The 18989-nt window shown below is 70.7% G+C and carries 16 protein-coding genes and 2 tRNA genes; 8 read left to right on the forward strand and 10 right to left on the reverse strand.

Translation table 11 applies throughout. The annotated features are described in order from the left end of the window. Positions 1–61: 61 nt before the first annotated feature. A tRNA-Gly gene (locus DEI96_RS05450) sits at positions 62–135 on the reverse strand. A gap of 54 nt (positions 136–189) precedes the next feature. Here DEI96_RS05450 and DEI96_RS05455 point away from each other — a divergent pair. The 5 genes from DEI96_RS05455 (at position 190) to DEI96_RS05475 (ending at position 3480) form a co-directional block, all read left to right on the forward strand. Further along, positions 190–501, forward strand: coding sequence for a hypothetical protein (locus DEI96_RS05455; protein WP_111024175.1), 312 nt, complete (start codon positions 190–192; stop codon positions 499–501). A 58-nt stretch (positions 502–559) separates the two neighbouring features. Beyond that, positions 560–636 (forward strand) — tRNA-Pro (locus DEI96_RS05460). A gap of 53 nt (positions 637–689) precedes the next feature. Next, positions 690–1997 (forward strand): trigger factor, encoded by a 1308-nt coding sequence (gene tig, locus DEI96_RS05465; protein ID WP_027464695.1) that lies wholly within the window; start codon positions 690–692, stop codon positions 1995–1997. Between the two features lie 167 nt (positions 1998–2164). After that, on the forward strand, positions 2165–2794 hold the full coding sequence (locus DEI96_RS05470) for an ATP-dependent Clp protease proteolytic subunit (protein WP_035807635.1): 630 nt from the start codon (positions 2165–2167) through the stop codon (positions 2792–2794). A 26-nt stretch (positions 2795–2820) separates the two neighbouring features. Continuing rightward, on the forward strand, positions 2821–3480 hold the full coding sequence (locus DEI96_RS05475; RefSeq protein ID WP_027464696.1) for an ATP-dependent Clp protease proteolytic subunit: 660 nt from the start codon (positions 2821–2823) through the stop codon (positions 3478–3480). Between the two features lie 63 nt (positions 3481–3543). Here DEI96_RS05475 and DEI96_RS05480 read toward each other — a convergent pair whose 3' ends face one another. After that, the gene (locus tag DEI96_RS05480) at positions 3544–4152 is read right to left on the reverse strand and encodes a copper resistance CopC family protein (protein WP_181440560.1); all 609 of its coding nucleotides are present in this window, start codon (positions 4150–4152) and stop codon (positions 3544–3546) included. Between the two features lie 50 nt (positions 4153–4202). Continuing rightward, positions 4203–4931, reverse strand: a complete 729-nt coding sequence (locus tag DEI96_RS05485; RefSeq protein ID WP_111024173.1) for a YcnI family copper-binding membrane protein — start codon at positions 4929–4931, stop codon at positions 4203–4205. Between the two features lie 236 nt (positions 4932–5167). Here DEI96_RS05485 and clpX point away from each other — a divergent pair, with 236 nt between their 5' ends. Continuing rightward, a complete protein-coding gene (gene clpX / locus DEI96_RS05490; protein WP_017886000.1) occupies positions 5168–6448 on the forward strand; it encodes an ATP-dependent Clp protease ATP-binding subunit ClpX in 1281 nt (426 codons plus the stop codon). Positions 6449–6523: 75 nt separating this feature from the next. Here the strand turns inward: clpX and DEI96_RS05495 are convergent, their stop codons facing one another. Both DEI96_RS05495 and DEI96_RS05500 read right to left on the reverse strand, forming a co-directional pair. After that, a complete protein-coding gene (locus DEI96_RS05495) occupies positions 6524–8548 on the reverse strand; it encodes a M3 family metallopeptidase (protein WP_111024172.1) in 2025 nt (674 codons plus the stop codon). A gap of 227 nt (positions 8549–8775) precedes the next feature. Further along, positions 8776–9357 carry a TetR/AcrR family transcriptional regulator gene (locus tag DEI96_RS05500; protein ID WP_111024171.1) on the reverse strand — a complete coding sequence of 194 codons (582 nt, stop codon included), beginning with the start codon at positions 9355–9357 and terminating at the stop codon, positions 8776–8778. Positions 9358–9479: 122 nt separating this feature from the next. On the opposite strand from DEI96_RS05500, the gene DEI96_RS05505 reads away from it, so the two are divergent. After that, the gene (locus tag DEI96_RS05505) at positions 9480–10319 is read left to right on the forward strand and encodes an alpha/beta fold hydrolase (RefSeq protein ID WP_111024170.1); all 840 of its coding nucleotides are present in this window, start codon (positions 9480–9482) and stop codon (positions 10317–10319) included. Positions 10320–10497: 178 nt separating this feature from the next. On the opposite strand, the gene DEI96_RS05510 is transcribed toward DEI96_RS05505, so the two are convergent. Together DEI96_RS05510 and valS are read right to left on the reverse strand one after the other, a co-directional pair. Beyond that, entirely contained in the window at positions 10498–10749 is a 252-nt protein-coding gene (locus DEI96_RS05510; protein ID WP_111024169.1) for a hypothetical protein, read from the reverse strand. Between the two features lie 65 nt (positions 10750–10814). Then, complete coding sequence (valS, locus tag DEI96_RS05515) at positions 10815–13409, reverse strand: valine--tRNA ligase (protein WP_258372894.1); 2595 nt, start codon at positions 13407–13409, stop codon at positions 10815–10817. Positions 13410–13697: 288 nt separating this feature from the next. Here valS and proP point away from each other — a divergent pair, with 288 nt between their 5' ends. Next, the gene (gene proP, locus DEI96_RS05520) at positions 13698–15263 is read left to right on the forward strand and encodes a glycine betaine/L-proline transporter ProP (protein WP_228513609.1); all 1566 of its coding nucleotides are present in this window, start codon (positions 13698–13700) and stop codon (positions 15261–15263) included. Positions 15264–15412: 149 nt separating this feature from the next. Here proP and DEI96_RS05525 read toward each other — a convergent pair whose 3' ends face one another. Genes DEI96_RS05525 through DEI96_RS05535 form a run of 3 tightly spaced genes read right to left on the reverse strand, consistent with a single transcriptional unit; the run spans position 15413 to position 18989 of the window. Beyond that, positions 15413–17101, reverse strand: coding sequence for an ABC transporter ATP-binding protein (locus DEI96_RS05525; protein WP_111024168.1), 1689 nt, complete (start codon positions 17099–17101; stop codon positions 15413–15415). Continuing rightward, positions 17098–17997: an ABC transporter permease gene (locus DEI96_RS05530; RefSeq protein WP_111024167.1), complete on the reverse strand. Its 900-nt coding sequence runs from the start codon at positions 17995–17997 to the stop codon at positions 17098–17100. The genes DEI96_RS05525 and DEI96_RS05530 overlap by 4 nt, the downstream gene beginning before the upstream one ends. After that, on the reverse strand, positions 17994–18989 hold the full coding sequence (locus DEI96_RS05535; protein ID WP_111024166.1) for an ABC transporter permease: 996 nt from the start codon (positions 18987–18989) through the stop codon (positions 17994–17996). Before DEI96_RS05535 ends, DEI96_RS05530 begins: the two co-directional genes overlap by 4 nt.

An 18989-nucleotide genomic window follows, 5' to 3' on the forward strand; every position in this document is an offset into this window, starting at 1 on the left:
GCGGAGCGCCCGTGTTGTGGAGGGGATGACGGGAATCGCTGTCGGCGGAGCGCCCGTGTTGTGGAGGGGATGACGGGAATCGAACCCGCGTAGCCAGTTTGGAAGACTGGGGCTCTACCATTGAGCTACATCCCCGCGCCTGCGCACCAGGCGCAGCCCGACCATCGTAGCGGACGAACGAGCACCGACATGCCGACGCGCGTCATCCCGAAGCCGGACGCCGGTGCCGAGCGCACCATCCGCTGGTCGCGGGTGGTCTCGTACGTGCTGGTGGTCCTCGCCGCCGCGGTGCTGTCCCTGCGTCCCGACCTGTTCGGTGACCCGCAGACGCAACCCGCGCACGCACTGCTGCACGTCTGGCGGATCGTCGTCGGGCTGCTGCTCGCGGTGGCTGCCCTCGGGGTCCAGGTGGCCGTCGGGATCCGGTGGCGGCGGGGTCTGCGACGCGCCGCGGAGGACGACTGGGCAACCCCCGGGAACAGCGCGCCGTCGGACCGCTAGACTCACCGGGGTCGCATGCGCCCCTCGGCGTGCGCGACTGATCCCTGGCACGAAGCAACGGGGCGTAGCTCAGCTTGGTAGAGCGCCCGCTTTGGGAGCGGGAGGTCGCAGGTTCAAATCCTGTCGCCCCGACCAGGTCCTCCGAGCACCACCGACCACACGAACGTCAACCAACAGGAGAACATCCCTTGGCCACCAGCACCGTCGACAAGGTGAGCGACACCCGCGTCAAGCTCACCGTGAACGTGACGCCGGACGATCTCAAGCCGAGCATCGACCACGCCTACAAGCACATCGCCGAGCAGATCAACATCCCCGGCTTCCGCAAGGGCAAGGTCCCGCCGGCGATCGTCGACCAGCGCGTCGGCCGCGGCGAGGTCCTGAACCACGCCGTCGGTGACGCCATCGACAACTTCTACCGCCAGGCGGTCGAAGAGCAGGAGCTGCGCATCCTCGGCCGCGCCGAGGCCGACGTCGCCGAGCTGCCGAACGTCGCGGACTTCACCGGCGACCTCGTCCTCACCTTCGAGGTCGACGTCCGCCCCGAGTTCGACCTGCCGGACTACTCCTCGTACGAGCTCACCGTCGACGCCGTCGAGGTGTCGGACGACGAGATCGAAGAGGAACTGCAGAACCTCCGCACCCGCTTCGGCACGCTCGTGACGGTCGACCGTCCGGCGAAGACCGGCGACTTCGCGCAGATCGACCTCACCGCCAGCATCGGCGACGACGAGGTCGACTCGGCCACCGGCGTCTCCTACGAGATCGGCTCCGGCGACCTGCTCGAGGGCATCGACGAGGCGCTCGAGTCCCTGACCGCCGGTGAGTCGACGACCTTCGAGTCGAAGCTCGTCGGTGGCGACCGCGAGGGCGAGACCGCTCAGATCGCCGTCACCGTCACCGCCGTCAAGGAGCGCGAGCTCCCCGAGGCCGACGACGAGTTCGCCCAGATCGCCAGCCAGTTCGACACCATCGACGAGCTCAAGGCCGACCTGAAGGAGCAGATCGCGAAGTCCAAGACCTTCGGTCAGGGCGCCGCGGCTCGCGACAAGCTCGTCGAGAAGCTCACCGAGGACGTCAACATCCCGATCTCGGAGCAGCTCATCGCCGACGAGGTGCACCGTCACCTCGAGCAGGAGAACCGCCTCGAGGACGAGGAGCACCGCAAGGAGGTCTCCGAGTCCAGCGAGACCGCCTTCCGCTCGCAGATCCTCCTCGACGCGATCGCCGAGAAGGAAGAGATCCAGGTCTCGCAGGAGGAACTGACCCAGTACCTCATCCAGGCCGCCGCGCAGTACGGCATGGAGCCGGCCGAGTTCATCAAGGTCATCGACCAGAACGGCCAGATCCCCGGCATGGTCGGCGAGGTCGCCCGCTCGAAGGCGGTCGCGACCGTCCTGTCCAAGGTGACCGTCAAGGACACCAACGGCGACGCCGTCGACCTGTCCGCCTTCACGGCGGGCGTCGCGCAGGAGCCGGCAGGGGACGCCGAGTAACGATCTCGACGCCACCAGTACGACAGACGGGAGGCGCGGTGCCAGCTGGCACCGCGCCTCCCGTCCGTATTTCCGCACCACCGCATTGCTGTCGGCGAACAGACGAGAACTGGTGCGTTGCACCCGATAAGTTCGACAACAAGCGACAACTGAACGGGAGCTTTTCCATGGCCGAAGCAACACTGAACCCCAGTGTTTTTGACCGCCTTCTGAGAGACCGGATCGTGTGGCTCGGCTCCGAGGTCCGCGACGACAACTCGAACGAGATCGCAGCCAAGCTGCTGCTGCTCGCCGCCGAGGACCCTGAGAAGGACATCTACCTCTACATCAACTCGCCCGGTGGTTCGATCACCGCCGGCATGGCGATCTACGACACGATGCAGTTCGTCCCGAACGACATCGTCACCGTGGGCATCGGCCTCGCCGCGTCGATGGGACAGTTCCTGCTGTCCTCCGGCACGCCCGGCAAGCGCTACATCACGCCGAACGCGCGCGTGCTGCTCCACCAGCCGTCCGGTGGCTTCGGTGGCACCGCTGCCGACATCCAGACGCAGGCCAAGGTCATCCTCGACATGAAGCAGCGCATGGCGGAGCTCACGGCCGAGCAGACCGGCAAGTCGGTCGAGCAGATCCTCAAGGACAACGACCGCGACAACTGGTTCACGGCGCAGGAAGCGCTCGAGTACGGCTTCGTCGACCACCTCCGCGCCTCGAGCGCCGAGGTCATCGGCGGTGGTGGCACCGTCGGCGACGGCGAGACGCCCACCAGCGCAGCCGAGCCCGACGCCCAGTCCTGATCACCACCGAAGAAAAGGAAACGAGAATGCATCTCCCCATGCTCGGTGGCGCGCAGAACGTCCCGGCTCCGTCCAATCGGTACATCCTGCCGAGCTTCGAAGAGCGCACGGCCTACGGCTACAAGCGCCAGGACCCGTACGCCAAGCTGTTCGAGGACCGCATCGTGTTCCTCGGCGTGCAGGTCGACGACGCGTCGGCTGACGACGTCATGGCCCAGCTGCTCGTGCTCGAGTCGATGGACCCCGACCGCGACATCGTGATGTACATCAACTCGCCCGGTGGCTCGTTCACCGCGATGACGGCGATCTACGACACGATGCAGTACATCCGTCCGCAGATCCAGACGGTCTGCCTCGGCCAGGCTGCCTCGGCCGCGTCGGTGCTCCTCGCCGGTGGTACCCCCGGCAAGCGCCTCGCGCTGCCGAACGCCCGTGTGCTGATCCACCAGCCCGCGACCCAGCAGGGTGGCGGTCAGGCGTCCGACATCGAGATCCAGGCGGCGGAGATCCTCCGCATGCGCACCTGGCTCGAGGAGACGCTGTCGAAGCACTCCAACAAGACGCCGGAGGAGATCAACCACGACATCGAGCGCGACAAGATCATGTCCGCGCAGGAAGCCGTGGAGTACGGCCTGATCGACCAGGTCCTCACCAGCCGCAAGAACCTGCCGGCGCTCGTCAAGTAGCACCAGCAGGAACGACGAAGGCCCCGCACCGAACGGTGCGGGGCCTTCGTCGTTGCGCGGTGGTCAGTCCTCGGTGTCGTCGGACTCCGGGGCCGGCTTGCGGCGCAGGAGCAGCAGTACCGCGACGACCACCCCGACCAGCACGACGCCACCGGCGCCGATCCAGATCGCGTCGGACGCCGCCGAGTCGCTCGATCCCGAGGCGGTGCCGGTGGTGGTGTCCGAGCCGGCGTCGTCGTCACCGGCGGTGGCGCAGGTCGGGGGCTTCGCCGCACCCGAGGCCGGGGTGAAGCCCGACGGCGCCTTCCACGTGAAGGGGTACTCGTCGGACACGGTGTGCCCGTCGGCGGAGACGATCTGCCACTCGACGGTGTACTTGCCCGAGTCGCCGAGTGCGGCGGCCGTGGTCATCGAGGGCCCCTCGACGTCGACGCAGCCGTCCTCGTAGTACTTGCCGTCGGGGCCGACGATGCGGAACGCGAAGCCCGACCCCGAGTCACCGATGTCGAGCAGCTTGTCGTTCGTCGTGATGTCGAAGTTCTCCGGCAGCTCGGTCAGGGTGCCGCCGACCTCCGGGTCGGACGAGATCAGGTAGTTGTGCGCGCTGGCCGGACCGGCGAGTCCGAGGACCGCACCACCGGCGATCGCGACGGCCGCGGCGGCCCCGGCCACGAGCCTCCAGGCAGAGGACCGTGACCGGGACCGACGCGAGCCGCGCTGCGTCACTTGGCGGAGCTCCGACGACGCGTGCCGGCGACGGCGACGACCAGGGCGACGGCGCCGAGCACCAGGCCGCCGAGGCCGAGGAAGCGACCGACCAGGTCGGGGTCGTTCGAGGCGGTCGAGCCGGCGGCCTGGGCCGTCGGGGTGGCGGCGATCGGGTCGCCGTCGTCGTCCGTGGCCTCGGCGGCGGTCAGCGTGATCGAGGGTGCCGGGTGCTCGGGCTCGGCTTCGCCGGCCTGCTGCTCCTGGTTCCACTCGACGCTGCCCTTCTCGCAGGTCTGGATCGCGGGGAACTCGACCAGGTCGCCGGCCTTGCCGTCCGGCAGCGAGAACGAGAGCGCGAAGGTGTCGCGCTCGTCGGCGGGCAGGGGGGTCTTCGCGGTGTACGTGACGCTGGTGACGCGCTCGGCGGCCGTCTCGGCGTGGTCCTCGTCGGATGCCGAGGCCGACGGGTCGGTGTAGGGCTCGGTCGCCTTCGTGATCGTCCAGTTCGGGTTCACGGTGGGCGTGACCTCGATGACGGACTCCGGCACCTGGAACTGGATCTTCGTCGTGGGGGAGCCGTCGCAACCGTGCGGGACCGCGAAGGTCGCCGTGGTGTACGAGTTCGCTGCGGTCGACGTGGCCGTGGCGGACACGTGCGCGCTGGCCGCCGTGGCGCTGCCGAGGACGATGACGGCTGCGACACCGAGGGTGACGGCGCCGCCGGCGGCGAGACGCTTCTGCATGGGGTTCCTTCCGGGGTGGTTCTGCACCTGCTGTTCTACAAGATGTAGAGAAGTCCGGATCACCGTAGCAGGCTCGCACGCCCTGGGCGAACGCGCGGGCGGATTCCGGAGGGGCATCGCGGTCGGTGTCACCGGTTGCGGTTAGGCTCGTGTCCACGACGAGGTGCCCACCAGCAGCGGTGCACCAGCGGTGGTGCGACAGCGCGGCCGGCATGTCCAATCAGGGAGGCACGGGAATGGCACGCATCGGAGAGAGCGGCGATCTCCTCAAGTGCTCGTTCTGCGGCAAGAGCCAGAAGCAGGTCCAGCAGCTCATCGCCGGACCGGGCGTCTACATCTGCGACGAGTGCGTCGAGCTCTGCAACGAGATCATCGAGGAACGTCTGGCCGAAGCCGGCGAGGACACCTCGAGCGGGGACTTCGAACTGCCCAAGCCGCGGGAGATCTTCGACTTCCTGCAGGAGTACGTCATCGGGCAGGACCCGGCGAAGCGCGCCCTCGCCGTGGCCGTCTACAACCACTACAAGCGCATCCGGGCGCAGGGGCAGATCACCGCCGCCGAAGACCGCGACGACATCGAGATCGCCAAGTCGAACATCCTGCTCATCGGCCCGACCGGCTGCGGCAAGACGTACCTGGCGCAGACCCTGGCCAAGCGCCTCAACGTGCCGTTCGCCGTCGCGGACGCCACCGCCCTGACCGAGGCCGGCTACGTCGGTGAAGACGTCGAGAACATCCTCCTCAAGCTCATCCAGGCCGCCGACTACGACGTGAAGCGTGCCGAGACCGGCATCATCTACATCGACGAGGTCGACAAGATCGCCCGCAAGGCCGAGAACCCGTCGATCACCCGCGACGTCTCGGGCGAAGGCGTGCAGCAGGCGCTGCTCAAGATCCTCGAGGGCACGGTCGCTTCCGTCCCGCCGCAGGGCGGCCGCAAGCACCCGCACCAGGAGTTCATCCAGATCGACACGACGAACGTCCTGTTCATCGTGGCGGGTGCGTTCGCCGGGCTCGAGGACATCGTGTCCTCGCGCGTCGGCAAGCGCGGGATCGGCTTCGGGGCGCCCCTGCACAGTGCGACCGACCACCAGGACCTGTACTCCGAGGTGCTGCCGGAAGACCTGCACAAGTTCGGTCTGATCCCCGAGTTCATCGGTCGTCTGCCCGTCGTCACGACGGTGTCGCAGCTCGACCAGGCGGCGCTCATGCAGATCCTGACCGAGCCGAAGAACGCGCTGGTCAAGCAGTACCAGCGGATGTTCCAGATCGACGGCGTCGAGCTCGAGTTCGACCAGGGTGCGCTCGAGGCCATCGCGGACCTCGCGGTGCTGCGCCAGACGGGTGCCCGCGGGCTCCGGGCGATCCTCGAAGAGGTCCTCGGCCCGGTGATGTTCGACGTCCCGTCCGACGACGACGTCGCCCGCGTGGTGATCACCCGCGAGTCCGTGCTCGAGAACGCGGCGCCGACGATCGTGCCGCGTCCCCGGGCCAAGCGCGTCGAGAAGTCGGCGTAGCTCGCTCCGTCGTCCTCAGAGCGAAGGCCCGCACCGTGATCGGTGCGGGCCTTCGTCGTTCGTGCCGTGCGCCGCCTACTCCAGCCCGCGGCGCCGCAGCAGCGGGCCCACCTCGGCGTCGCGGCCGCGGAAGTCCCGGTACGCCTCGAGCGGGTCCTTCGCCCCGCCGACCCCGAGCAGACGCTCGGCGAACCGCTTGCCGGCCTCCCGGTCCAGCCCGCCGTTGTCGCGGAACCACTCCACCGTGTCGGCGTCGAGCACTTCGGACCAGATGTACCCGTAGTACCCGGCGTCGTACCCGCCCGAGAACGTGTGCGCGAAGTACGTCGACGAGTAGCGCGGCGGCACGGCCTCGACGGCGATGCCGGCTGCCTCCAATGCCGAACGCTCGAAGTCCTCGACGGACGTCACCGCCGCGGCGTCGGCTGCCGAGAGCCGGTGCCACGCCTGGTCGAGCAGCGCTGCGGCGAGGTACTCGGTCGTGCCGAAGCCCTCGTTGAACCCCTCGGACTCGCTGAGCCCCAGGACGAGCTCGGGCGGCAGGGGTGCTCCGGTCTCGTGGTGCTTCGCGTAGTTCGCCAGCACGGACGGCCACGACAGCCACATCTCGTTCACCTGGCTCGGGAACTCGACGAAGTCCCGCTCGACGTTGGTGCCGGAGAACCGCGGGTAGGTGGTGCGGGCGATGAGGCCGTGCAGGGCGTGGCCGAACTCGTGGAAGAGCGTCTCGACCTCGTCCTGGATGAGCAGGGTGGGGGAGCCGGCGGACGGCTTCGCGACGTTGAGGTTGTTGACCACGACGGGCAGGGTGCCGAGCAGCTCGGACTGCTCGACGACCGGGTTCATCCACGCGCCGCCGCGCTTGCCGTCGCGCGTGTAGAGGTCGAGCAGGTACAGCCCCACGGGCTCGCCGTCGTCGCCGGTGACCTCGAAGACCCGGACCTCGTCGTTGTAGCCGTGCAGGTCCGGACGCTCGGTGAAGCTCAGACCGTACAGGACACCGGCGGCGTGGAAGACCCCGTCGTGCAGGACCCGGTCGGCCTCGAAGTACGGGCGGAGCGCGGTGCTGTCCGCGGCGAACTGCTCGCCACGCAGGATCTCGGTGGCGTACGCCCAGTCCCACGACTCGATGTCGAACCCGACCGTGCGCGATCGGACCGCGCGTTCGTCGTCGGCGTTCCGGGCGGCGGCGCCGACGAGTGAGGACAGCAGCCCGTCGACGGCCTCGGGGGTCTTCGCCGTCTCGTCGGCGGTGACCACCGCGGCGTGGTTCGGGAACCCGAGCAGCTCGGCGCGCTCGGCCCGCAGCCGGACGATGCGCAGCAGCACATCGCGGTTGTCGTACTCGTTGTCGCGACGACCGCGGGTGAGCGAGGCGCGCATGATCCGCTCGCGCAGGTCGCGGTTCGCCAGCGAGGACAGCCACGGGTGTCCGGTGTAGAGCGGCAGCGTGATGAGCCAGCCGTCCAAGCCCCGGTCGGCGGCAGCGGCGGCCGCGGCGGACTTCGCCCCGTCGTCGAGCCCCTCGAGCTCGTCCTCGTTCGTCACGTGCACGGCGGAGTCGTTGGTGTCCTCGAGCAGGTTCCGCTCGAAGGTCGTCGTGAGGGTCGAGAGCTCCTGGTTGATCGCGGTCAGACGCTCCTTGCCCGCGTCGTCGAGACCCGCGCCCGCCAGGGTCATCTCGGCGTGGGTCCGCTCGACCAGGCGCAGCGCCTCACCGGTCAGCCCGGCGGCCTCGGCGCCGTCGAGCACCTCCTGCACGCGGGCGTACAGGCGGGAGTCGAGCGTGATCGCGTCACGGTGTGCGGCGAGGAGCGGAGAGACCTCGGCTTCGAGGTCGTGCAACTCCGGGGTCGAGTCGGCCGACGACAGCGTGAAGAACACGTGGCTGACGCGGGTCAGCAGCTGCCCGGATCGCTCGAGTGCGATCAGGGTGTTCTCGACCGTCGGGGCGTGCGGGTCGGTGGCGATCGCCTCGACCTCGGCGCGCTGCTCGGCCATGCCGGCCTCGAACGCCGGTCGGTAGTGCTCGAGTCGCACGTCGCCGAAGGGCGGCAGGGCGTAGGGGAGGGTGCTCGGGACGTCGAACGGGGTTGCCATCTGCCCACCCTATGCACGGGTGCTGGAGTCCGTTCCTTCCCATGGCACCCGGACTGGGAAGCGGAATCGGGCATACCTGGTCGAAAGAACCGACCAGGTACGCCCGGATCGACCAGGTACGCCCGGATCGGCCCGGCAGGCGCACCCGCGCCCGGCGTGACCCAAAGACGGACGGGAGGCCCGTGGCGGCGCCGCCACGCTCCTCCAGTCCGCATCGCGGTCGCGTGTCAGCGCATCGCGGCGTCGATCAGGGTCACCGCGGCGCGACGCGCGTGCGCGGCGGGCACAGTGGTGCCCGCGATGGCGGCGGTGGTCTGCGCGCCCTCGGCGAGCAGCGCGAGCTGTGCGGCGAGTTCCTCGGCGTGCTCGGGGTCGGCGACGACCTCGGCGGTGAGCTGCTGCACGAACCGCTGGAACGAGTCCTTGTGTTCGCGCGCGATCTCGGCGACCGCGGGCGAGGTCGCCCCGAGCTCGCCGAACGCGTTGATGAACCCGCAGCCGCGGAACGTGTCGTCGCCGAACCACGACTCGAGGAAGTCGTAGACCGCCAGGAGCTTGTCGCGCGGGCTGGCCGCAGCCTCGACCGCGCCGTGCACGCCCTGCTCCCACATGTCGTGGCGGCCGGCGAGCACCGCGGCGATGAGCTGCTCCTTGCCGGGGAACGCCGCGTACAGCTTCTTGAGGGAGACCCCTGCGCCCGTGCGGATCTCGTCCATCCCCACGGACTGGATCCCGCGCGTGTAGAACAGCTGGTCCGCGACCTCGACGATGTGTGCTCGGACGTCCGGCTCGACGGTGCTGGTGGCCATGTGTGTACCCCGTTCCCTGAGTGTTCACCGTTCTCGAGTTGCGCTGGGAACGGGCGTTCTCTACTGTAGTCCACATCGGCGGAGAACGATCGTTCTCCGCGATACTCAGGGAAGGAACGATCATGGGTGCCATCACCGTCGGAACCGAGAACAGCGTCGACATCGAACTCCACTACGAGGACAAGGGCCAGGGGCAGCCGATCGTGCTGATCCACGGTTTCCCCCTCGACGGCAACTCGTGGGAGGGGCAGGTCCCGATGCTCCTCGAGGCCGGCTACCGCGTCATCACGTACGACCGCCGAGGCTTCGGCCAGTCCTCCCAGCCGTCCACCGGCTACGACTACGACACCTTCGCCGACGACCTGCACACGGTCCTCGAGACCCTCGACCTGCGCGACGTGATCCTCGTCGGCTTCTCGATGGGCACCGGCGAGATCGCCCGCTACATCGGCCGCCACGGTGAGGACCGGATCGCGAAGGTCGCGTTCCTGGCCTCGCTCGAGCCGTTCCTCGCCATCACCGACGACAACCCCGACGGCGCCGGCCCGATGTCGTTCTTCGAGGGCATCGCCGCCGACGTGGCGAAGGACCGCTACGCCTACTTCACGAACTTCTACCAGGACTTCTTCAACCTGTCGGAGAACCTCGGCACCCGCATCTCCGAGGAGCAGGTCCGGAACGCCTGGAACGTCGCGGCCGGCTCCGGCTCGATCGCCTCTGCTGCAGCACCCCTGACCTGGCCGACCGACTTCCGCCAGGACATCCCGAAGGTCACCGTCCCCGCCCTGATCGTGCACGGCACGTCGGACAACATCCTCCCGATCGACGCCACCGGCCGACGCTTCACCCAGGCGCTGCCTGCGGCGGAGTACGTCGAGATCGAGGGCGCCCCGCACGGCCTGCTCACCACGCACACCGCCGAGGTGAACGAGGTCCTGCGCACCTGGCTCGCCGAGTCCTGATCCCTCGGCGATCACGCGGGCGCTCCCCGGCGGGGACGCCCGCATCGTGAGCACAAATGGTCGGGTTCCCACCGGGGACCCGACCATTTCTGCACTCCAAGCGAAGCGCGAACCGCGAACCGCGCGCCGCGCGCCGCGCGCCGCGCGCCGCGCCGCGCGCCGCGCCGCGCGCCGCGCGCTAGTCCTCTTCGCCCGCGTCGTCCGGGTTCGTCACCTGGGCGTGCCCGGCGTCGTCGAGGTGGATCGAGGTGCCGTCGTCGAGCTCGACGATCGGCTTGCCCTCGAGGAACGTCAGGGTCCAGCCCCACGTCGCCGTGTCGACGGACTCCGCCGCCAGCTCGTCCTCGACCCCGCGCACGGCGACGACCATCGTCTCGGGCAGTCGCGCAGGCGGCTCCCCACCCACCTTCCAGCGTGTGCCCAACTGCATCCGTGCCTCCAGTCCGGTGGTTGACGGGCCGGGTCACCAAGGCGACCCGGCCCGGACAGGCGACGTTACGCCTGCTGCTCCGCGAGTTCGATCTCGGTGACGGCGAGCTCGTCGCCGTCGACGAACGACAGGTTCTCGATGCGGCCGACGGCCGCCAGGTCGACCGCCGCGCGCTCGATGAGCACCCGCGTCTCGGCGGGCGCCGCGACGACCGCACGCGTCACGGGCGTCTTCTGGGACGCCTTCGCCGCCGTCTTCGCTCCGCGGATCCCGATGAGCGCCTGTCCGACGGCCGCGAGCAGCCCGGTGGGGGCCGCGTCGGTCGGCAGGTCGGCCGCGGTCGGCCAGGAGGCCCGGTGCACGCTGGTGTCGTGGGTCCAGGCCCACACCTCTTCCGTCGCGTACGGGAGGAACGGTGCCAGCAGTCGGAGCAGCACGTCGATCGCGCCGCGCAGCGCCAGGACCGCGCTCGCCTGCGTCTCGTGCGTCGCGTCGGACGCGGTGCCGTAGGCGCGCTCCTTCACGAGCTCCAGGTAGTCGTCGCAGAACGTCCAGAAGAAGCGCTCGGTGATCTCGAGGGCACGGGCGTGGTCGAACCCGTCGAACGCCGCGGTGGCCTGCTCGACGACCGCACCGAGTTCGGCGAGCATGTCGACGTCGAGCGCCTCGGTGACGCTCGTGGCGCCCTCGGGCAGCGGGAAGCCGTAGACGAACTTCGCCGCGTTGAGCACCTTGATCGCCAGACGACGGCCGACCTTGATCTGCTTCGGGTTCTGCGGGTCGAACGCCGCGTCCGTGCCGAGCTTGGACGAGGCCGCCCAGTAGCGGACCGCGTCGGCGCCGTGCTGCTCGAGGATGGACAGCGGCGTGACGACGTTGCCCTTCGACTTCGACATCTTCTTGCGGTCGGGGTCGACGATGAAGCCGGAGATGGAGGCGTGCTTCCACGGCACCACGTCGGCCTCGAGCTGGCTGCGGAGCACGGTCGTGAACAGCCAGGTGCGGATGATGTCCTGCGCCTGCGGGCGGACGTCGTACGGGTACACCAGGTCGTAGAGCGCCGGGTCGGTCTCCCACTTGCCCGCGAGCTGCGGGGTGAGCGACGAGGTGGCCCAGGTGTCCATGACGTCGAGCTCGCCCTGGAACCCGCCGGGCACGCCGCGCTGGTCCTCGGTGAAGCCGGGGGCGGGCTCGGAGGCCGGGTCGACCGGCAGCTGCGCCTCGGTCGGGACGATCGGCTGGTCGAACACCGGGTTGCCGTCGGCGTCGAGCGGGTACCAGACGGGCAGCGGCACGCCGAAGAAGCGCTGGCGCGAGATGAGCCAGTCGCCGGACAGGCCACCGACCCAGTTGTCGTAACGGACCCGCATGAAGTCCGGGTGGAACGCGATCTCCTCGCCGCGCCGGCGGAGCGTGCTCTTCAGCTGCTCGTCGCGCGCACCGTTGACGATGTACCACTGTCGGGTCGACACGATCTCGAGGGGCTTGTCGCCCTTCTCGAAGAACTTCACCGGGTGCTGGATGGTCTTGACGTCGCCGATCAGCTCGCCGGACTCGGTGAGCGCGTCGACGACGACCTTCTTGGCCGAGAACACGGTCTTGCCGGCCATCTCGGCGTAGAGCTCCCGGCCTGTCGCGGACTCGATCCAGGCGGGCTCGTCCGAGCGCACGCGGCCGTCGAAGCCGATGATCGCGCGGTTCGGCAGCTGCAGCTCGCGCCACCACACGACGTCGGTGGTGTCACCGAAGGTGCAGACCATCGCGATGCCGGCGCCCTTGTCCTTCTGCGCCAGGTGGTGTGCGAGCACCGGGACCTCGACGTTGAACAGGGGGGAGCGGACCGTGGTGCCGAAGAGGTCCTGGAACCGCTCGTCGTCCGGGTGGGCGACCAGGGCGACGCAGGCAGGCAGGAGCTCGGGGCGGGTGGTCTGGATGACGACGTCGTCGCCGCCGTCGGTGCGGTGGAAGGCGATGCCGTGGTACGCGCCGGGCATCTCCTTGTCCTCGAGCTCGGCCTGCGCGACCGCGGTGCGGAACGTGACGTCCCACAGGGTCGGGGCGTCGGCCTGGTAGGCCTCGCCGCGCTCGAGGTTGCGCAGGAACGCGCGCTGGGCGCTGGCCCGCGAGGTGTCGTCGATGGTGCGGTACGACTGGGTCCAGTCGACCGACAGCCCGAGCGTGCGGAAGAGCTCCTCGAACTGCTGCTCGTCCTGCACGGTCAGGCGCTCGCACAGCTCGATGAAGTTGCGGCGCGACACCGGGAGCTGGTCGGCGGCCTTCGAGGACTTGCCGTCCCCGCCCTCGAACGGCGGGGTGAAGTCGGGGTCGTACGGCAGGGTCGGGTCGCAGCGGACGCCGTAGTAGTTCTGCACACGGCGCTCGGTGGGCAGACCGTTGTCGTCCCAGCCCATCGGGTAGAAGACGTGCTTGCCGCGCATGCGCTCGAACCGGGCCTTGAGGTCGGTGTGCGTGTACGAGAACACGTGCCCGATGTGCAGCGAGCCGGAGGCGGTGGGCGGCGGGGTGTCGATCGACCAGACGGCGTCGCGGTGACCGGCGGCCTCGCGGTCGAAGCGGTAGGTGCCGTCCTGCTCCCAGGCCGGCCCCCAGACCTGCTCCAGTCCGTCGACGCTCGGCTTCTCGGGCATGGGCTTGGTCATGGGTGTGCCTTCCGTACGTGTGTGCGGCACCGAGTCCGTGATGAGGTGCCTGAGTGTTCCGCGCCTGACGCGCGGTGCCCCAATCGTAGCGGCCGCGCACGCGCACGCAGGCGGACGACCGGTCGGACGCGGCCATCGCCGAGCAAGCCTCTAGCACACCAAACTGTCGGACACGCCAAGAGCCTGGTAGTCTGTCGGAGTTTGTCCGGCGAGCGCGGAGTTCGCAGGAGCTGCAACGTCGCCGTCCGCCGGACGCCCGAAGGAAGCACCGCACCCCGGAGGAACGACTTGGCACCGAACAACGCACCCCACCCGCACGGCGATCGGCCGTTGCGCACGAAGGGCGCCGCGAAGCGCGCTCGTCGCGACCTCACGAAGGACGACGTCACCGTCGTCGAGGAGTCGCTGCTCAAGCGTGCCGTCGCGGCTGCCGCGCTCGGCAACGCCATGGAGTGGTTCGACTTCGGCATCTTCGCGTACCTGACGGTCACCATCTCGCAGGTGTTCCTGCCGCAGGGCGACCCGGCCGCGAACATCGTCGCCACGTTCGGCTTCTTCGCCGCAGCGTTCATCGTGCGCCCGATCGGTGGTGCCGTGTTCGGCCCGATCGGCGACAAGATCGGCCGCCAGAAGGTCCTCGCGCTGACGATGATCCTGATGGCCGCCGGCACGCTCATGATCGGCCTGATCCCGTCGTACGACACGATCGGCTTCTGGGCCCCGGTCCTGCTGCTCGTCGCCCGCTTCGTGCAGGGCTTCTCGACCGGTGGTGAGTACGGCGGCGCCGCGACCTTCATCGCCGAGTACTCGCCCGACAAGCGCCGCGGCTTCATGGGCTCGTGGCTCGAGTTCGGCACCCTCGCCGGCTACGTGCTCGGCGCCTCGATCGTCACCGGCCTGCAGTTCGGCCTGTCCGAGGACGCCCTGCTCAGCTGGGGCTGGCGCATCCCGTTCATCGTCGCGGGCCCGCTCGGCCTGATCGGCCTCTACCTGCGCCTCAAGCTCGAGGAGACCCCGGCGTTCCAGAAGCAGCAGGAGCAGGCCGCGGAGCGCGAGGGCCAGAAGACCCCGTTCCTCAAGCTCTTCGCCGAGAACTGGCGCTCGCTCATCATCTGCATCGGCCTGGTCCTGGTCTTCAACGTGACCGACTACATGCTGCTGTCGTACATGCCGACCTACCTCGAGCAGAACCTCGGCCAGAACGCCACGTTCGGCCTGATCCTCATCGTCATCGTGATGCTGCTCATGATGGTCGTCATCACCTTCGGTGGTCGGCTGTCCGACAAGTTCGGGCGCCGTCCGGTGCTCGCCGCCGGTTGCATCGGCTTCATCCTGCTGTCCTGGCCGGCCCTCAAGCTGGTCCAGACCGGCACCGGTGTCGGCGTCTTCGCCGGCCTGCTGATCCTCGGCGTCGTCCTGGTCACGTTCACCTCGACCATGCCGTCGACGCTGCCCGCGCTGTTCCCGACGATCATCCGCTACGGCGCCCTGGCGATCGCGTTCAACGTGTCGGTGTCGCTCTTCGGCGGGACCACCCCGCTCGCGACCGCCGCGCTCATCAACGCCGCGAAGGACGCCGGGTACGGCTGGGCCGAGGACATCCCCGCGTTCTACCTGATGCTCGCCGCCGTGATCGGCCTGGTCGCGGTGTACTTCACCAAGGAGACCGCCGCGAGCCCGCTCATGGGCTCCGGCCCGACGGTCGGCTCCGAGGACGAGATCGCCGGCGTCATCGAGGACTACAACGACCCGACGTCGGAGCTCGCGCAGTCCGACTGGGCGAAGGACTTCTCGACGAGCGAGATCCCGATCATCTCGGCCGACGCAGCGCAGAAGGAACCCTCCGGTTCCTGACCACGGGGCCGCCCCGCGGCAACCCGGCCAGGAGGCCCGGTGCACGTTCCGTCACGGAACGCGCGCCGGGCCTCCTGGCCGTTCAGGGCCGTCGGTGACGGCACGCGCGCAGCGACTGTCCACGGGCGCGAGCGCGCGTGGACGGTCGTTCAGCCCGCGAGGCCGGCTGCGGTCCCCGCTGCGGGGCCCGCTGCCAGCCGCTCCGCGGCGTGCAGCAGCCGCGCGGTCACCGGGTGCGCCGGGCGCGCGAAGACCTCGGGGGCCGGGCCGTGCTCGACGACCGCGCCGCGGTGCACCACGAGGACGTCATCCGCCATCCGCCGGACCGCCCGGAGGTCGTGCGACACGAACACCATCGCCACCCCGGTCTCGTCGCGGAGTCGTTCGAGCAGCCGCAGCACGGCGTCCTGCACCGTGGCGTCGAGGGCGGTCACCGGCTCGTCGAGCACGATCACCTCGGGGTCGGTCGCCAGCGCGCGAGCGATCGCGAGCCGCTGGCGTTGCCCGCCGGACAGGGTGCGGGGGGAGCGGGACCGCAGCACGGGGTCGAGGTCGACCTGCCGCAGTGCCGCGTCGACCCGGTCGCCGAGCGCACCGCGTGCCCGCCGCTCGTCTCCGCGTGAGAACGCGTCGGCGAGGACCCGCTCCACGTTCCACCGTTCGTCGAACGTCGCGCCGGGGTCCTGCACGACGGCCGCGACCCGGTGCCGTCGGGGGCGTCGCTCGCGTTCGGGCAGTGGAGCCCAGGGTTCGTCGTCGAGCGTGACCGTACCGGCGTCGGGTGTCTCGAGCCCGAGGAGCATCCGCGCCAGCGTCGTCTTGCCCGAGCCCGAGGCGCCGATCACCCCGAGCACCCGGCCGCGTTCGAGCCCGAACGACACATCGTTCACCGCGAGCAACCCGCCGTAGCCGCGCGAGAGCCCCTGCGCCGCGAGCACCCCCCTCGCACCGTGCGAGGTCCGTTCCGAACCGTGCGAGGATCCGGCTCCCGTGCGAGCCTCGACGCCTCGCACGGTATCCGGAACCTCGCACCGAACGGCAGCAGCCGCAGCCGCGGCACCCGGCGCCGCGGCAGCCGCGGCCGCGCGCACCAGCGCTCGGGTCGCGGGGTGCTGCGGCGCCGCGAAGACTCCGGCGACCGCGCCCTGCTCGACGATGCGGCCCTCGTGCACGACGGCGACCCGGTCGACCCACCCCGCGACGAGCCCCAGGTCGTGCGTGATGACGAGCAGTCCGGCACCGCGGGCCTGCGCCGCCCGCAGCTGTTCCATCACGGTGACGGCGACCCATGCGTCGAGCGCCGTCGTCGGTTCGTCGGCGACCAGCAGCGCGGGAGACCCGACGGTGGCCGCCGCGATGAGGGCCCGCTGTCGCATCCCGCCCGACAGGGTCCCGGCGAGCCGGCCGTCGGTCGCGATGTCCGGGTCGAGGCCCACCGCGGCCAGGGCGTCGCGCACGGCGTCCACGCGCTCGGCCGCACGCATCTCGGTGTGCAGGCGGAGGCTGTCGGCGACCTCGCGCCCGACGGGGCGCAGCGGGTCCAACGCGCCCAGGGCCTCCTGGCCGACGTAGCCGACCCGTGATCCCCGCAGCCGGCGCCACCGCCGGTCCGTGTACCCGCCCACGTCGACGCCGTCGACCGCGAACACGTCGGCGTGCACGGCGGCGTCGGGCGCGGACAGGCCGAGCACGGCGCGGGCCGTGACGGTCTTGCCGGAGCCGGACGCCCCGACCAGGGCGACGCACTCGCCGGCGTCGACCCGCAGGTCGACACCGTGCACGATCGGGGTGCCGCCGATGGCGACGGTGAGCCCGCGGACGTCGAGGACGGCGCTCACCGCGCGGCCCCGGTCCGTCGGATCGCCCGGCCGAGCACGGTGACGGCGGTCGCGAGCACCACGATCGCGAGTCCGGGGAAGGTGCTCATCCACGGCGCGGTCTGCAGGTAGGTGCGACCGTCGGCGAGCATCGCGCCCCACTCCGGCGCGGGCGGGGGCGTGCCGACGCCGAGGTAGCTCAGCGCCGAGGCCCACACGACCGCCTGCCCGACCCCGAGCGTGGCGACGGCGACGACGGGCCAGAGCGCCGTCGGCAGCACGTGCCGGACCACGGTGCGGGCGGGGGAGCGGCCGAGCAGCACCGCCGTCTCGACCACCTGCGAACTCCGGGCGGCCCGGACCAGGCCGCGCACGATCCGGGCGTAGCCGGGAGCGGTCGCGAACCCGACGGCGAGCACCGCCGGCACCGGACCCGGACCGGTCACGGCGATGACGACCAGGGCGACGAGCAGCAGCGGCAGGGCGAACGCGACCTCGGTGACGCGGCCGATGACGGCGTCGAGCAGGCGTCCGAGTCGTCCGGCCCCGGCACCGAGCCCGGCGACGACGCCGAGCAGGACGCCCACGCCGCCACCGATCAGGGTCGCGGCGACGCCGACGACCAGTGATGCCCGGGTCCCCGCGACCACTCGCGCCAGGACGTCACGTCCGGACTCGTCGGTGCCGAACGGGTGCGCGCCGCTCGGGGCGGCCAGGGCATCTGCGGGGTGCACCGCGAGCGGGTCTCCGCCGCCGAGCAGGGCGGGCCACACCGCCGCCACCACGGCGACCAGGACGACCACCCCCGCGGCGATGCCGCCGGCGCCGAGCGTCCCCCCACGGACGCGCTCGGTGCCGGCGGCGGTCTGGTGGCCGGGCGCTCCGGTCTGGAGGCCCGGGTCGGCGATCCCGCTCACCGCGCGCCCGCCGGGCGGCCGGGTCCACGGCGTTGCGCACCACCAGGGCGCAGGGCCGCGTTCCGTGCGGTGCTGCGCGGGTCGACGGCACGCTCGACCAGGTCGGCCACGGCGAGCACGACGACGTACGCGGCCGCCGACACCATCGCGATGCCGGCGACGAGCGGCATGTCCCGCTGGGTGACCGCGGTGACCAGGGCACGGCCGATGCCGGGCAGGGCGAACACGGACTCCACGACCACGGCTCCGGAGACGAGCGACCCGAAGGCCCACGCGGACAGCGCGATCCCGGGCAGGGCGGCGTGCCGGAGCAGGTGCCGTCCGAACAGGCCGAGGCGGGTCTCGCCCCGACCCCGGGCGGCGAGTGCGAAGGCGGAGCGCTGCGCGTCGACCACGCCGTCGCGCACGGTCTCGGCCAGGTACCCGGCGACCGGCACGGCCACGGTCAGCACCGGGAGCACCCAGCCGCGCGCGGTGCCGTCACTGACCGCCGGCACCCACCCCAGGGACGTGGCGAAGACGACGATGAGCACGCTGCCGAGCCAGAAGTGCGGCATCACGCTCGCGGTGACGCTCAGGGCGCTGGTGAGCCCGGCGGCGACCCGGCCGCGCTGTGTCGATGCCCACGCGGCGACGATCGCGAGCACCCAGGCGACGACGAGGCCGGCGACCGCGAGCGTCAGCGTGACGGGCAGCTGCTGGGCGAGGAGCGTCGCGACCGGGGTGCGGAAGGCGTACGAGTCGCCGAGCTGCCCGGTCGCCAGGCGTCCGAGGAACACCGCGTACTGCACCAGGACCGGCTGGTCGAGGCCGTACTCGTGGCGGACCTGGGCGACGGCCTCGGCCGAGGCCTGCGACCCCGGTCCGCCGAGGATCGCGAGCGCCGGGTCACCGGGGATCAGCCGGATCGCGACGAAGACGATCGTCGCGACGGCCCAGAGCACGCCGATGCCCCCGGCGAGCCGCCGGAGGGCCCACCAGACCCATCGCAT

The organism is Curtobacterium sp. MCLR17_031, from assembly GCF_003234775.2.
Lineage (GTDB): Bacteria > Actinomycetota > Actinomycetes > Actinomycetales > Microbacteriaceae > Curtobacterium > Curtobacterium flaccumfaciens.